Below are 15894 nucleotides of genomic sequence, written 5' to 3' on the forward strand. Positions count from 1 at the left end.
ATCAATATATACGCATTGCGTCAATACGATAATCTTCAGTTACAAAAAAGGCTCCAGGGCATACTGCCCTAGAGCCTTCATTCTACATATTATTTGATAGTTACTGGCTTATGCTCTGACTCTGTAATCTTTTGACGCACTCCATTTACGCGACCATAACCATCTATATGATAGTAATATGTCTGACCTGAAGTAAGCTTAGTATTTGTGTAAGCTCCAGTAGATGCAGGAAGGATTGCTACTAACTTTCCTTCACTTGTTTCATCTTCTGCTCTGTAAATGTAGTAAATTGTTACATTGCCTGTTGTGCTCCATGTTAATGTTGCATTACCTGTTTCATAACTATTTGCATCGAAGCTTGATGTAGAAATATCTGTTGTTGTTTCTACTGTTTCGGCTTTACTGTGTAATGTTGTTCCATCAGGAGCATTAGCATATGCAGTCGCACTAACTCTGTAAGTTGTACTTCCTGTTAATCCAGTAAAAGTATATGTCGTCGACTTTGCTGCACCAGCAATCTTGATTACCTCATAATCTCCAGATGAATTAATCTTCTCAAGAGTCAATGTTGTTCCATCAGAGAATATATCACGTACCCATTCTACTGATATTGATTCAGAAGTCTTGCTTGTTACTACAAGATTAGCAACACTTTGAAGCTTTATCGTGTAGTTCTTTGTGTATGTGCCAGTAAGTCTTCCACCTTTACCTGTGAGTGTAAATGTGCAATCTTCATTCGAAGTACTGTAAACCTTATTTGGATAGCTGATTTCGTAATCACCAACACCAGTTTCTGAATTGTATTCAACAAGCTTTTTGAAAATCTGCTTCTTATCTGTCTGTAAATTGTACGATGTAATAAATATTGTGTAAGAAGGGATAACTGATAATCCTGTATATCTCTGCTCACTTGCCAATACTACTGTACAATAGCTTGTATCACTTTCAGCTACTGAAACATTTCTTGGTGTAATCTTGTACTTAATAGTCTTCGATCCTGCTTCACCATTTACTTCATAGTTGATTGTAGCTTCAATTGTTCCAGGTTCTACAAAGTCTGGTGCTTCTGTAACAGTCTCACCATCACCAGTATATGTGATTGTCTTGCCATCACGTTTGTATTCGATACTAGTGATTGATGCAACTGACTCGCTGTAATCAAGCTTAAAGTCAGGAATGATAGGATATCCTGTGTACTGATATTCAGACTTATAGTTTGTAATACCAATATTTGAAATATCAAAATCAACGTTAAATGTTACCTTCTTATCGCCTGACCAATAGATATCCTTGGAAGCATCAGTAATACCTCTATATGTAACCTCACCTGTTCGAGTGTCTGAATCGGACTTAACACAGCTATACTCAACATCATAGGTAAGCTTTTCATCTTCAGGATTTCCACCATCTCGCTCTAATACGAGATACATTTGCGGATCACCCTTAGTAATACCTTCACCATGATATGTTTGAACTGGTCCAATATCATCTCCGGCTTTTACGAAGTTCTTATTCTCATCGTAATAGTATACAGATGTTTTGCTTAAATCTCCTGTTATGTAGAAATTCAAGCTCTTGTCCCCTGAATAATTACCTATACCTGTTACAGTGACTGTAGCCTTACCAGGCATTACATTATCATCATATTTAAGAGTATAATCTGTACCTAATTCAAGTTCTCTCTTAGTATTAAATACTGTTACCTCTGGTTTAATCTCGTCACCATCAGCATAATCATACATGTTATCATCTGTTCCATTTACAAACTTGACATCAAAGTCATTTAGCGCGTCTTCAAGAATAATAAATTTTATTGTAAATGTAATAGGATTTGTAGGAGCATAATAGTTTCCTATATTCTCTGCATCATTATCTGTCCTAAACTCTATGTTAATTGTGCTAGTGGTGTATTTTAATGTACTTCCTTCGTAAATAAATGTAGATGCAGTACCACAATCAGGTTCATATGTAATCTTTACATCTTTAGTATTATCTACAACTGTATTTAATCCTAAATCTTCTATCTTCACGGTTGGTTTAACTGTAGCGCCATCGTAAGTAGTGTAATAGTATCCTACAAATTTAGTCTGATTGTCAGTATCAGTTGTTTTAATCTTTCCTGTGTCCACAAGATATGTTTGAACATCATCAGCTGTCATTCTTGACAGATTTGTTCCTGAAATTGTAAACTGCAACATTCCATCAGATGACTGCATAGGGTTTTGGGTCTCAAATAGAGAGGTAGTCGAATCACTAATCTTTCTCTTATTTACCTTGTACGTCTGTGTTATTGTTCCACAGTAATCGCCTTCACCCGTTATTACAACTTTCTTGTAACCTGCATTTATACATGCGTCAGTGTTTCCACTTTCATCTGTATATGTAACTGTGTAATTCTTTGCTGATATACTTCCAACACTTACTACTACTGGCTTGTGAGCTTTAGAATCATAATCGTATGTCCACTGATCTTTAAACTTCTCTGAATTATTCTCAGAAGTATTGTATTCATAAGTGTTGCTTCCATACCTATATGTTACAGTTATTCCTAAATTATTAAGATTCTTACCAATATTAAATGGTAATTCCAAAGTACCCGTATATGTACCTGTACCGGTGATAATTACTTTTGGTGATGTTGATGCAACTGGTGCATGTTTATCATCTGTAACCGTTGCACTCCACTCGGCAGAACCTGTATCCTTTGCGTTTTCTACAGATAGAGTAAAGTCTTTATTCTCAACCAATTCATAGGTTACATCTGCGCCATTTGTTCCTGCACCTTTGTAAACATCTGTAATGGCAATCTTTGGTACATTTACGCCACCATTTGCATCTTTGGTAACCACATCATATACCATAATTGTAAGAGTATCAGTTATGTTACCTGCTGAGTCCTTAAGACCACCTGTTGTAATATATCCAGGTTCTGCAGTTGTAGTGTTTGTATCCAAATCACTCTTATATGTCCAAGTTCCTTGGAATCCATTTCCAGCACTATAGTAGTAGTGATAATTGCTTGAAAGTGAACGCTCAGTTACTGTAAATGTGTCAGTAATCTTTGATTCACAGCTATTTAAACCACTAATTTCAATAGTATACGTTCCAGCTTCAGTAACCTTGCCATTTGTAATATTTGTATTGCCCTTCTTGATTGTTACGCTATAGTCGCACTTAGCATCATCCACTGCTTGATATGCGCCTTTTTGTGTAAGTGGAACTGTTACTACATTTCCAGATGCATCAGTGTAGCTTGTTGTCATTTTTACAATATTGGCTACATCTATTTCTCCACCTGTGTACTCTGCTGTTTTCTGTGCAAAGGAAACTGAACCACTATTCAAATCAAGCTTTTTGATATTAAATGTTCCTGATGCACTATTCTTTGTATTACCAGAAGCACCTGCAGTTACTGTTAATTTAGGAGCATCTGTATCTGTGCTGTTTGCTGCTACTGTATTATTTGAATAGAACGAGCCATCTACAACACCTGGTGCATAATAATCACCTGTAGATGTTGTTCCTGTCTGGACCTGAAGCTTGTTCTTGATTCCATTAGCTTTATCTACATAGTAAACAGCATAGTCTGGTGTAAGTTTAACCTTATCTCCGCCTGTAGTTGGATCAAGGAAATAACCGCTATAGGTTGCATCTTCTACCTCTACAACTACATGGTCTGTATCTGATAAGTCAAGTTTTTCTATTTCAAACTTAAGACTATCTGGGTAGAATGTTGGGCACTTATAAGAACCAAGTCCAGTAATACCTATGTATGCCTTATCACCACCATTAGTTGCATTTGTATTATTGTAGTAAGTTACAGAGAAGTCTTTTCCTTCTGTAAGTGTCTTTGGTGTTCCGCCTACATCAACTGTTCCTGTTACCTTAGGCTCAATTCCTGATCCTGTGTATATAAATCCATCATCAGGGGTAGTAATTGTAAATGTACCCTTTGTCTTTAAGCTAACTCCTGAAACATCAAATGTTACTGATTTTTCACCATATACAACATCATCATATCCAGTAACCTTTTGAGCCTTAATAGTATAAGTGTCTATGTTTGTTACTGTCGCTGGTGTAACAGAAATATACGCATTACTATCTAAGCTTGATGCCTTGTGATAAATAACCTTTGTCTTTGAAGCCTCACTTGTATCTTTTACAAATACTTTTACATGATCAACTATTGAGAATGCACTTCCTGTGTATGAAGTTTCTGTAATCTCATTGTTAGCTTCATCATATATCTTGATAGTTGCATTTGTTAGATTGTATTTAATGTAGAAAGTAAAGCGTGTTCCTGTATTAGAGTCTTTTGCATAATACTTACTATTATCTGTTGCTGTTACTACTACATTATATACACCAACTTCTTTGGCATCGCTTGGATTTGATGTTTCTGTTGCTGACGATGTCTTTTTATAGTTGTAGCTTATTGTATAATCGCCATTTGTATCTGCCGAACCTGCATTACCTAATAATCCATTGAATAATGTAGTTGGGTCCAGCACTGAGCCTGTGTACTCAATAGTCGTTGTCTTTAATGAAATACCTGAGTATGTTGCTAAATCTGCCAAGAAGTAAATCTCGGAACCATCAGCTGCTAGTACATGGGCTGCAGTATTTACGCAGAGGTACTGTCCAGTTACTGATACTGCTGGATCTTCACCTGGCTCTCCCGGATTTGTTCTTGCTATAGAATATGTAGGTTCATCTTTTCCACCAATAGAAATAGTTGTAGGAATAGTTCCATCATACTCTGTTGAATTCAATGTCTTATACTTGATTGTTGGAACTATTGTATCCTCGTTGACAAGCAAATTTCTGCTAGATGCAAAGGATACACTTGCCAAAGAATTTGAACCTGTTGTCGATGTCAAATCCAATACAATATTGAAGTAAATCTTCTCTGTTCCACTGTAAGTATTAAGACCTTTTACTGTCAAATAACTAGTCTGATATGAAGGAAGCGACGTTGTTTCGACGTCAATTATTTCATAATCAGTTCCTCTAGTAAGCTCTTTACCACCCTTTGTTTCATACAAATGTACATCGACTTTATTTGTGTCAATTAATGTATTGATTGCATTCAAATTAAGAGTTGTCTGAGTGTATGTAACATCACTCATTGTTCCATAAAAGCCCGTGATTTCATTTGTCTTAATCTTATATTTAACAGTAATCTTCTTTGTCTTGAAGTTAGATGATGTATTTCCATTCTTATTTACGTCAACAGTAATTAATTTATCGTTACCATCAGCACTTGTCTGGTCTGCAGGATATGCAATGACGCAGTCAGCTGTACCTAATGCATTTTCTTTGCCTTCAAGTGCTGTTGGTGTTACATATATTTCTGGGCACTGATTTTCGCCCTCTTTGTAACTATATATACCACCTAAATCAACGATATAGTCGTCTGTTTCTGTTGTGGTTGTATCTTCTACCAATTTAGAAGTAATTTCTTCTTCTTTACCATTGTAAACAGCCCAGACTCTTACATCACCCTGTACAATGCTAATTGGTATGTTGCGGTCACCAATAAAGTTGCCAGTACCTTGCACTGTTACAGATTTGTTGTCTCCAACATTCTTTCCAATTTCAAGTGATGCAGGTTTGAAATCTGTTCCTGCTACTAATTCACATGAATATCCATCCACAATTTTTGATAATGGAGTGTCCTTTAACTGGTATTTGTATGTAAATACATAAGCTGGATTTACTGTAATATCCGCACCTGTATATTGCTGCTGGTCATTAAGCTTCTCAGCATTCTGCATAACTCTTCCGCCTGCAAATGGCTGTGGGTTGATTCTGTACTTAATAACTACAGGCTCACCAAAGTAACCTTCTTTATCCCTAGGTGTTACTGTATATGTTATTACATTATACTCAGTATCATCGCCTTCTCTCGAGTTATAGAATTCTTTTTTAGTATTATCTGTGCCATATTTAGAACTGCTTTCCTCAACTTTATATTTGCTTTCGTCTATTACAGTTCCAGTACTGTCAAACAATGTAATGACAGGTGCAGCGCCGTAAGACTTTCCATCTGACTCTACTTTGCACATCCAATCTATATTGTAGGTCTTTGCAGAAACATCCTCCTGATTTACCCAAATAAGATTGTTTACAAGAGTTCCATCAGCTGTTGTATTGTCGTTAGTTGCGCTGGAAATTGAAACCTTGAGCTTTTCAAGGCTTGTTCCAACTGTATATGTTACAACCTTTGTACCAGTGTAATTTCCACCGGATTTTGCTGTGAATACTGCGTACTTTGTTCCAGCATCTGCTGAGATGTCCTTATTCTCTGCGGAATTCTCTGGGTCGTAATTATCGTAGTACTTAACTGTGTAATCGTCCTCAGTCAAATTTTTTCCATTGAATGTAAGCACTGGGGCATCAGGAGTCTTAGCAACATCCTTCACCCATGGATAGTTGTCAGCTATTCCAGTAACTGTTGCCTCATCAATGTTACGTGGCTGGATGTCGAAGTAAACTATCGCATTATTGTGCTCATAGCTTCCCAATCCTGTAATTGAAAGGTATGGTGAGCTTGTTGTTGTTGATGTTGTGTAATCACCACTTTGAACATAAGCCTTAATAGCTGTGCCACTGTAGAATGAACTATAATCAGAGCCCTTTTCCAAAAGTGTTCCTTCACTGTCATATACAGAGAATCCACATGCTACCTTCTTACCTGTATAGTATGTTTTAAAGTTATTATCAAGGTAATAATATCTTGTATATACCGTATATGTTGATCCGTCTTCGGCAGTCTCTTCTTTTGTTGTATCTAATGTAGATAATCTCTGAGCCTGATTCTGTCCGTTATCTCCTGTCACCCAAATATCAAAGCTAGAGGTGTTGCTTCCAATAGTGATTGGTATAGTAACGCTATCTTTCAAATTACCAGTAGATGTAGCTGATAAAGTAATAAGATGTTTTCCTGGTGAAGGGTCATTTTCATATGAAACAGTAAAGTTATCTGTTGAAAGTGTTGTGTTTGTAGTTGGGTCAATTGACTCTTCAAATGTTGTTGTTCCATTTGTTGTTATAACAACCTTTACCGCTGGTTTCTTTACTTTTCCATCATACTTAAATGTTTGCTCAGTTACTAAACCTACTGTAACTCCATCTGAGTTTCCAGAGGCCATACTTGCTTTATTGATTGTGAATTTATATTTTGTTGAGCTGGTCAGCTCGCCAGTGTAATTGTTTAAACCGACAATCTTATAAGTAGCTGTTCCTGCATTTACATTGTCACTGTATTCGATTGTGTAATCAGTGCCATATGTCAGGATAGTTGAACCATACTTCACCGTAATATCTGCAGTTGCCGTTGTACTTGCAGTTGCCGGTGTTAATTCTATTTCTTTTCCAGTAAATGTCTTGGTAATGTTACTTTTTGTTGTTACGGTAACGTTTGATAAAGGTAGTTTGTCTACAGTATATGTGGCTACTACAGGAGTTTGAGTTGCATAAGTTCCCAATCCTGTAACCTTGATATACTTTGTAGTTCCACTTGTAACATCATTAGTAAGTATTTGTGTACATGCAGAATCGTTGAATACCTCTACCTTATAATCTATATCTTTCGTCAATGTTGCTCCTGGAAGTAGCACTTTTATATTTGGTGAGTTCTCACTTTCATTATAATTTGCATCTGTTGTTGCAAAGTATTTGCTAGTTTCTGCAGGATTGTAATATGTGCTATAGCCAGTTTTATATCCGTTGGATACAGTTCCATCATAGTTTGTGCCATCGCTAATACGAACAACCAAGTCATTAGCGTAGCATGGGATAATTACATAAGAGGATTGCTGATATGTTGTGGCGTCAAAATTGATTCCTGTTCCTGTCACACGTACATATGGTGTGTCTGTTACTGCAGTATGATCTCCCACATAAGAAACCTTGTATTCTGCATCAGAATTACTATCATCTGGTTTTGGTGCTGTAAGAAGAACATCTCCGATGTAAACATCGAAATCTTTTCCAGCAACTGGCTCTATTGCTGAACCCGTATGGTCAAATGAATAATTGTTTTCTACTCCACCATGCTTCCACTTGATTGTGGTACTAGTCATGTTTGCCTTTTGGATAGTGAAATCCACCGATATACTACCTGTATATCCTGAAGTTGATTTCATAGTGAATGTGATGGTCTTAGTTCCGGCTGTAATAGGGCTAGAATCTGTACCACCTTTATCTGTAATCACATATGTTGCTGTGCCTTCATTAATAATTGTCTTATTCTGAACGCCATCACTATCATAGAACGCTACTTCTTGCCATACTCCTGAATCTGTTGTAAGAGCTTTAGGTATTCCTGTGTAATAGGTATCCTTCAAATTGATACCTTTTGATGTCAATTTGGCTGTAAGTACCGTACTAACATCAACTCCTGTTAATGTCTTTTTCCATGTGAATGAGCCAGTATAGTTGCCTTGGCCTGTTATAGCTACTTCATAAGTAATACCTTTTTCTGTAGATGCTGGTGCTGATGTTGTAGCAGTAAAATCCTTATTAAATACAGGTGCAACTCCCGAGTCTACAATCGCAGTTGTTCCTGTAATACTTGTAACCTCTCCATCTGTTACCACTAAATCAGCTGAAGCAAAGGCTGCATCAGTCAATGTTGCTGGTGTTATTGTAAATTCATTTGTAAATGTATAGGTTTGGCCGTTAATTGTATAGGTTGTGATGGCCTTTGCTTTTGATGTAGAAGTACTTGCATCTTCATTGTTTTCATAGTTTGTTTTTACTGTTGCGTCAGTACTTCCTCCGCTTACTGTAACTTCTGGCTCTATCGCCTTACCTGTATAGGTACTGGTTGTTGAAGCTAGTGAAACGCTAATAACGTTTACTGTAATATCTTTTGTATTTGTCGTTGTTGAATTAGTATAAGACGCACGTACTGTTGTCGTACCTGTTCCTGCAGCCGTCAACTTTCCGCTACTATCTACCTTAACAACATTTTCATTATCTGATGTCCATGAAACTGTTCTGCTAACTGTATTTCCATCAACATCTTTTATAATTGCTGATAGTGTATCAGTATCTCCTACAGCATAGTGATATATTTTCTGGTTATCCGCTTTTCCTGTAGAAGCTGTTATTGAATCAATTGTATAAGTGTCTTCCGTTACATCAGTAAGCTCGATTGTATCGCCTTCTATTATGTAGAATATCTCGTCTTCTGCACCTTTTCTTGACCAGCTGCTTGTACCCTTTACATATGTAGGAGCACTATAGGTCGAATCCTTCTGAGTTCCATATCCAATGTTTACAAGGTCATTTGTTGAAGATACTACTATAGAAAACTTTTCCCCGGCCTGAATATAGCCTGAAGTAGAAGTTGGAAGCGTCAACTCCACTGTCATCCATCCAGTAGATGTTGGTGTTTCTTTATCAGTCTTTGTCGCTACAGGTGTACCTGATGTTGGATTAGTTGTGCTAGTTAAATCCTTATATACTGTGGCTGTGAAATTAAATTCTTCAATACTGTCCACGTACATATCAAATCTAACTTTTTTTACACGTGTGTAAGCTTTAGTTGTAGGTGCAGTAAGAATAGTTGCAAAGTTTTGATATGACTGATAGCTTGCATACAAGTTTGAATTATGAGTACCTACTACATATATTGAGAAATGTTCTGCATCAAAACTAACATCCTCACCTGATACGTCAGTTGGGATTTCTGTTACTGTTTCCTGATCATCTTCAATTCGATATGCTACGATTTCCTCGTCTGGAGTGTCGGCAAGCTCTGAGACACCTTCGAATGTAACTGAAACACTGTTGCCATCATCCTTTGGTTGATACTTGTCTCCATGACGGTCGTAAATATTGATATCAAATGCCTCGTAGGCTTCGAATGTACCTTCCTCGTCAACGTTCTCATTGACAATCTCACTCATTCTTGTAAGGGATTTAGTATAGACTGTAATCTTTGAGTTTCTAGGCATCATACCAGAAACAGTTACCTTTACTCCGTGGATTGTCTTTGAATATTCCTGCTGAACAAGGCTCATATCCTCGTACTCACAGTGAACACATACCCAATCTTCATCAAATTCGCAATCTTCTATTTCTTCTTCATCACACTTTGTGCAATGCTTTGTATGTGTTCCATCTTCATTTGAAGTGTACTCCCACTCGTGGTCGCACTCTTCCTCTTCTGCTGGCTGCTCATATCCGCAGTGGATGCAGATTCCGTCTTCTCCGAATTCGCAGTCTTCTGTCTCACCCTTCTCTTCGCACTTTGTACAAACCCAAGTGTGTGTTCCGTCATTGTTAGACACAGCTTTCCAATCGTGCTCGCACTCTTCCTCTTCTGCGTCCTCTTCCGGTTCTTCTATATTTTGGGAATCGTCTATATTTATTTCTTCTGAATTCGTTACTTCATCCGTGACTTCTGGGTCAGTTACTTCTGGCTCCACAACGTCCGGTTCTTCTACAACCGGTTCTGTCACTTCTTCCGTTACCTCTGGCTCAGGCGTAGCGGTATCCGCAGTTTCTCCTTCCGTAGTTTCTACGTCGGCTGCCGCCCCGTCGTCTTGGATGGTTTCTGTTACCATGTCCAAATCGCTATCAGCCAGTGATGAGAAATCATCTCCCATCATGGTTGTAAGTAGCAACATGGCTAGCAAGAATGCCATCATCCTTTTCAAGATATTCATGCTGTTGTTCATAGGCCAATTCCCCTTTTCTCGTGCTTTTTGCACGCAAAAATAGACGTAAATATAGTTTTACGATTTCATTATCGGCACTTCTTATTATTAACTTTAGCCTGTTTCCGGAAAAAATATGTTAATTTAATGTGAAAATAGCGCCCTTTGCGGGCGCTAAAATCTGAATTTTTTATGTATGGATTTTTGAATTGTGTATTTACTCTAAAACTGAAGTAAAGCCATAACTCCATCGGTGCTGGAATTTGCTTGTGCAAGCATTGATTCTCCGGCCTGAGCAAGGATTTTATCCTTGGACAAAGACACCATTTCATCAGCCATATCTGCGTCTCGTATTCTGGACTCTGCCGCATCTGTATTTTCCACTACATTATCCAAATTTTTGATGGTGTGTTCCAGGCGATTTTGCATTGCCCCGAAGTAGCTGCGGACGCCGCTGACCAAACGGATGGCATTGCCAAACTCATCAATTGCAGAAGTTGCTGTATCTTCAGTGAGCACTTCTGTAGTGTCGATTGTAAGTGCCTGACAGCTCATGTTGTAAAGTCGAATTTCCAGCTTATTTGTCTGGTCAGCATCTGTTCCCAAGTGAAGAGCAACATTGGCTGTTCCGCCAGGCATTGTGTTTTCAAGCTTGCTATACTTCTTTTCAACGTTTGTTATACGTATTGGCTGAGTATCCTTATCTGCTGTATCACCAAGGATTGCTGTTCCACCAATCTTTAAATCATCTGCAATGAGGGAGCCTGCGCCACCCAGACTGTTGTATGCTAGCTGGCGTACAAACTCTACTGCGCTAAGCTTATCTGGCTTTTCTCCAAAAGCTGCGGTGGAACCTGTGTTGATGGCATTTACTATGCTGCTAACATCAACCCCTGTTTGGCTAGCAACTACTGAGCTAAAGCTATCATCCTGCTTTTCTATCAGTGCGCCAAATATTTTATCCGCTCCACTTCTCAGATTTCCTGCAGATACTTCGTTTCCATCAGCGGCAAGATAGCTGGCGTAAGCTGATGCCAAATATCCATGGCCGTATGGGCGACTATCCACTGTATAATCTCCGCCTTGGCTTAGATATGCAGCAATTGCAGAATCCTGACTTGTGTCCGTGGCACTTGTTAAACTTTTTGCCCGGTTTATGAGACTATCGTTCCATCCGGTTGTGAAACCACCTCCGGCCAACTGTGCTGTGCCTTCCACAAACCACTTTGGCATGTCGCTTGCAGAGCCATCGCGGCCATACATGCCGCTTGGCATTACTACGTCCATGACGCCATGCATAGTCTCATGAGCGATTGTACTTTCCAGTTCTTGTATCTGACTTTCCGTAAGATTCAGTGATGGAAAATCCGCCTCGTCCACAGTCATGCCGAGGGAACCTGATACAAATTCTTGCTTCGAACCGTAGATTCTGAATCTTGCACCCATATATGCAAGTGTTCCGTATACTCCGTCTATGTATTCGATTGAAAGCTTTGTGTCATATGGTGTTTTATCAGTGGCTGCCAGCTCATTTACCTTGCTTCCAATGGATGGAAATGCAGACAAAATCTGACTTACTGCGTTTGGGAAATACTCATCAGATATCTTTGTAGCTAGCTTTTCAACTGCTGTTGCCTGGCTTGATGACGCAGTAATAGACTTTAGCTTTGGCACATAGCCGTCCTTACTAAAGATTGGTATATCATTAAATTTTGTTCTTGCGGTAATGGAATTGATTTCGTCTTTAAGCTTGATGATTTCAGCGTTGATATTCTTGCGGTCGCTATCTGACAAAGTTCCGTTTGCTGCCTGAACAGCAAGCTCATTGCTTCTTTGAAGCATATCGTGAACTTCATTTAGCGCGCCATCTGCGATTTGAACCATAGATATTCCGTCGCCACTGTTTGTTGATGCTTGATTCAATCCACGTATCTGGCGACGCATTTTTTCTGAAATAGAAAGACCTGCAGCATCATCTGCTGCACGATTAATGCGATATCCACTGGAAAGCTTTTCCATGCTCTTTCCAAGAGAATCACTTGTTAAGTTGTACATACGGCTAGAGTTACTAGCGTTTGTATTGTGCTGGATTACCATTAATCATTCCCCTATGTCTTGTATTTCAGGTAATTTTTCTCGTTACAATGATTATGTCGGCAATGTCACACAATACTTTATCCCTATTTTATATCTACCAGGCATTTATACAAAAGCTCCTCGAATGGACCGTAGTTCAGGACGGAGCTTTCTTTGCTGGCCAGAATCATGTCATTTTTAGTTGTTTTAGAAAAATCGATATCGAAATGGTTGCTGTTTTTACAGATGTATTCGATGAATACGCGCTGGGCGCGGCCGTTTCCCTCGCGGAAAGGATGAATCATGTTTATCTCTCCAATCAAGTAGGCCAGCTTTCTTGCCATTTCTTCTTTATCATCAATATCCTTCAGATAGTTGTTGGCAATTATCCAATCATGGACCTTTTTAAATTCTATTTCTATGAATTGCGTCAGGCAAAAGATCGTGCCCTTTGAAATATCCACGGTGCGAATCTTGCCCGCCCACTCGTAAATATCCTGGAACAAGTACCGATGAATGGCACAAAGATGTTGCAAAGAAAAATCCCCAGGAATTGGGCGCTGGCTGATTTCAAAGTACCGCGCGGAGCTAAGCTCCTGTTCTGCTTTAAAGAGCTGCTCCTTGTCGTGTATATCAAGTTTGTTTTTGAGAATGTGAGTGTGGGGATAACAATACTGACCGTTATCCTCGTACTCATAGCGGTAATATTCATCCATCATAGGCTTATCCTACTGAAACATACCTAGATGTAATCTCGCGGACCACATCCTCCACATCAATCTCTTTTTCAATGATCATTCTCCCACGTTCAAGCTCCAGCGGTGTGAGTATCATGTCCTCCATTGCAAACGAGGCAGAGACGCTAGCTATCTTCTCATCTGTAGACATTAATCTCTCCTTATTTATCGGATTAAAAACCATATTTTTCACCTATTATTCCGAAACGATTGTTAATTGGTGGTTAATCTATGGCTCTATTATATCACATTTTTTAATTGTTTTGTTATGGTTTATAACTGGGTGTTTGAGTGGCATTTTCGGTTTGTGGCCTGGTTTTAGTTTGTGGCCTGGTTTTGGTGACGAAATCCAGCAATATTGACAGTGCGAGGGCTATCACACAGATGACGATTGTGAAAATCCAGGCATTTCTGTCGTCGTTTGCATCCACATATCTACCTGAGTACCACATGACATAACCGCTTGCCAAGGCTCCGAGGAAGCTTATCCAACCAAATGCTCGGCCCCTGTACTCTGGCCCAACCGACTGCACGATGTATGGGGAGAAGCAAAGCATGGTAAGGATTTCTCCCACAATGAAGATTGCAATGGCGATATAGTAGGCTGGAATGTGGCCAAGGCTTACTAAAAATACGCCAAAACTAAGGATTTGAGCGGCTACGCCGGCGGTTAGCTTCCATTGGTTGCTTCTTGATTCAACTATTTGAGTTATTATTGGTGTCAAGATGACTACCAAGAAGCAGCTTACGCTCATTACTGTGCCGTATATGGTAGCTCCCATATCTCCGTGATACTTGGCAAAGTCGATTGGCATCAGGTACGAGAACTGGCTGTAACCACCTTCGTACAGGGCGAAGGCCAGCATGAAAAGAATCACAGGCTTGTTTGTTTTAATGAGCATGCTGATGAAACCTTTAGCTGCTGGGTTTGCCTGGGTTGTTGGAGTTACCTGGGTTGCTGGTGTTCTTGAGTCTTCCGGCTGATGCACTTTGGCCTGCTCCTGGCTACTCTTTTCATCTACAAACAAAATAATCAGTACTGTGGACATGGCGATTGTAACCGCATCGATTATAAAGCACAGCCACAGATAGTTGTTAAACAGGAATCCTCCGATGATTGGCGCCAGGATGAAGCCCACATTTGCGCCCATGTACTGGATTGAAAAGGCTTTATCCTCTTTGCCCGGCGGCGTAACAAGTGCCACCAGAGCGCTATAGGCAGGGCCTTCAATTGTCTGGAAAAAGCTTGCCACCATTATCATAATGAAGGATGCAAAGTTGAAGGCCTTTACTCCACAGATGAGGTAAATGGTGATGGACACCACATCACAGGCAATTATCATGGCCTTCTTGCTAATTCTATCTGCCAACTGGCCGCCAATCAGATTTGCTGGCAGGTTAATCAGGCCCGCAAGCATTATCCATAATGCGGTCTTAGATGCAGACAGACCAAACTTCTGGTTCAATATCAGCGTAAGCATTGGCATAATCATGGCACCCATGTTTGTGACCATTCTTCCGATAGCTAATGCATAATTTGCCCTCGTCAATCCTTTGTACTGTGTTAAAATTTTCATGTCTCTACCTCGTTGTGTGTGCTGTTTACAGGTCTGTGTTTGCTAGTTATCTGTTCCGGGGGTGTTCTTAAATTTTTCTGATTCTGTTCCGGGATTGTTCTAGTTTTACTCCTGAGTTGTTACTTCTTGTCTACTGGGTAGGCTAGAAGTGTTGTGCTCCATGGCTTAGTATTTGGTTGTTTATCGGCGTGGGCCGCTAGGAAATCAATTATATAGTTCTTCAGCTCTGCGGCGTCCTCGTCTGTAAGGAATGCCACTGAACTTATCACATCGCCGGTGACCGGTGCAGGTAAGTCTGTGTTTTCATTACTAGCTTCTGGCTTTTCTTCTGTAGCTTTTTCTTCTATAGTTTTTTTCTCTGTAGTTTTCTCGCCTCTAGCCCAAAGATCTCTCTTATATTCTAGGAACCCCTGCCAGTTTTCATTCATCATGTAGTTTAGGAACACTTCCTGCTCATTTACTACGCTATCGTCCTGCTGTTCATTCGTTTTCAGGGATATGTTCACATCCTCCAGGGCATAATATTTGGCCGTGATTCCATTTATCTTCTTCGTGTGATCAAGCCTCAGCACGCCCAAGCTCTCCAGCTTTTTGATGTGAGCTGTAGCCGCCGATGGCGATATTCCAAGCTCTTTCGACAGCTGCTTTGGAGTCATCGCCTCCCCACTAATCTGCATCAGACGAATCAACCTCTGTCGCTGCGGATTCATATATATTTTGTTCTTTTCTGGTGTATCCAGGATTATCTCTTTCATAGTTCCCCTCGTAATTTTGTTTTGCATCATTATACGTTACATTTTATGTAACGTCAATCGTTTTTACATATTTGTT

At 39.5% G+C, this 15894-nt stretch carries 6 protein-coding genes; all 6 read right to left on the minus strand.

Annotation, left to right across the window (positions count from 1 at the left end; translation table 11 throughout):
- Nucleotides 1-89: 89 nt before the first annotated feature.
- The 6 genes from BO15_RS0103245 to BO15_RS0103265 all read right to left on the minus strand — a co-directional run bounded on the left by BO15_RS0103245 (nucleotide 90) and on the right by BO15_RS0103265 (nucleotide 15818).
- The gene (locus tag BO15_RS0103245) at nucleotides 90-10694 is read right to left on the minus strand and encodes a fibronectin type III domain-containing protein (protein ID WP_033152381.1); all 10605 of its coding nucleotides are present in this window, start codon (nucleotides 10692-10694) and stop codon (nucleotides 90-92) included.
- Between the two features lie 201 nt (nucleotides 10695-10895).
- Entirely contained in the window at nucleotides 10896-12770 is a 1875-nt protein-coding gene (locus BO15_RS0103250) for a flagellinolysin (RefSeq protein WP_033152383.1), read from the minus strand.
- An 83-nt stretch (nucleotides 12771-12853) separates the two neighbouring features.
- Nucleotides 12854-13468: a Fic/DOC family protein gene (locus BO15_RS0103255; protein WP_052169747.1), complete on the minus strand. Its 615-nt coding sequence runs from the start codon at nucleotides 13466-13468 to the stop codon at nucleotides 12854-12856.
- A 4-nt stretch (nucleotides 13469-13472) separates the two neighbouring features.
- Complete coding sequence (locus tag BO15_RS13610; RefSeq protein ID WP_157752307.1) at nucleotides 13473-13637, minus strand: hypothetical protein; 165 nt, start codon at nucleotides 13635-13637, stop codon at nucleotides 13473-13475.
- Between the two features lie 115 nt (nucleotides 13638-13752).
- Nucleotides 13753-15063 (minus strand): MFS transporter, encoded by a 1311-nt coding sequence (locus BO15_RS0103260; RefSeq protein WP_033152385.1) that lies wholly within the window; start codon nucleotides 15061-15063, stop codon nucleotides 13753-13755.
- A gap of 119 nt (nucleotides 15064-15182) precedes the next feature.
- Nucleotides 15183-15818 carry a winged helix-turn-helix domain-containing protein gene (locus tag BO15_RS0103265; protein WP_033152387.1) on the minus strand — a complete coding sequence of 212 codons (636 nt, stop codon included), beginning with the start codon at nucleotides 15816-15818 and terminating at the stop codon, nucleotides 15183-15185.
- Between the last annotated feature and the right edge of the window lie 76 nt (nucleotides 15819-15894).

Origin of the sequence: Pseudobutyrivibrio ruminis HUN009 (genome assembly GCF_000703005.1) — a bacterium.
In the GTDB taxonomy this organism is placed as follows: domain Bacteria; phylum Bacillota; class Clostridia; order Lachnospirales; family Lachnospiraceae; genus Pseudobutyrivibrio; species Pseudobutyrivibrio ruminis_A.

Coding starts and splice junctions, on each gene's coding strand:
- BO15_RS0103250 (WP_033152383.1), bottom strand. CDS start 12,770: ATGGTAATCCAGCACAATACAAACGCTAGTAACTCTAGCCGTATGTAC.
- BO15_RS0103260 (WP_033152385.1), bottom strand. CDS start 15,063: ATGAAAATTTTAACACAGTACAAAGGATTGACGAGGGCAAATTATGCA.
- BO15_RS0103265 (WP_033152387.1), bottom strand. CDS start 15,818: ATGAAAGAGATAATCCTGGATACACCAGAAAAGAACAAAATATATATG.
- BO15_RS0103255 (WP_052169747.1), bottom strand. CDS start 13,468: ATGATGGATGAATATTACCGCTATGAGTACGAGGATAACGGTCAGTAT.
- BO15_RS0103245 (WP_033152381.1), bottom strand. CDS start 10,694: ATGAACAACAGCATGAATATCTTGAAAAGGATGATGGCATTCTTGCTA.
- BO15_RS13610 (WP_157752307.1), bottom strand. CDS start 13,637: ATGTCTACAGATGAGAAGATAGCTAGCGTCTCTGCCTCGTTTGCAATG.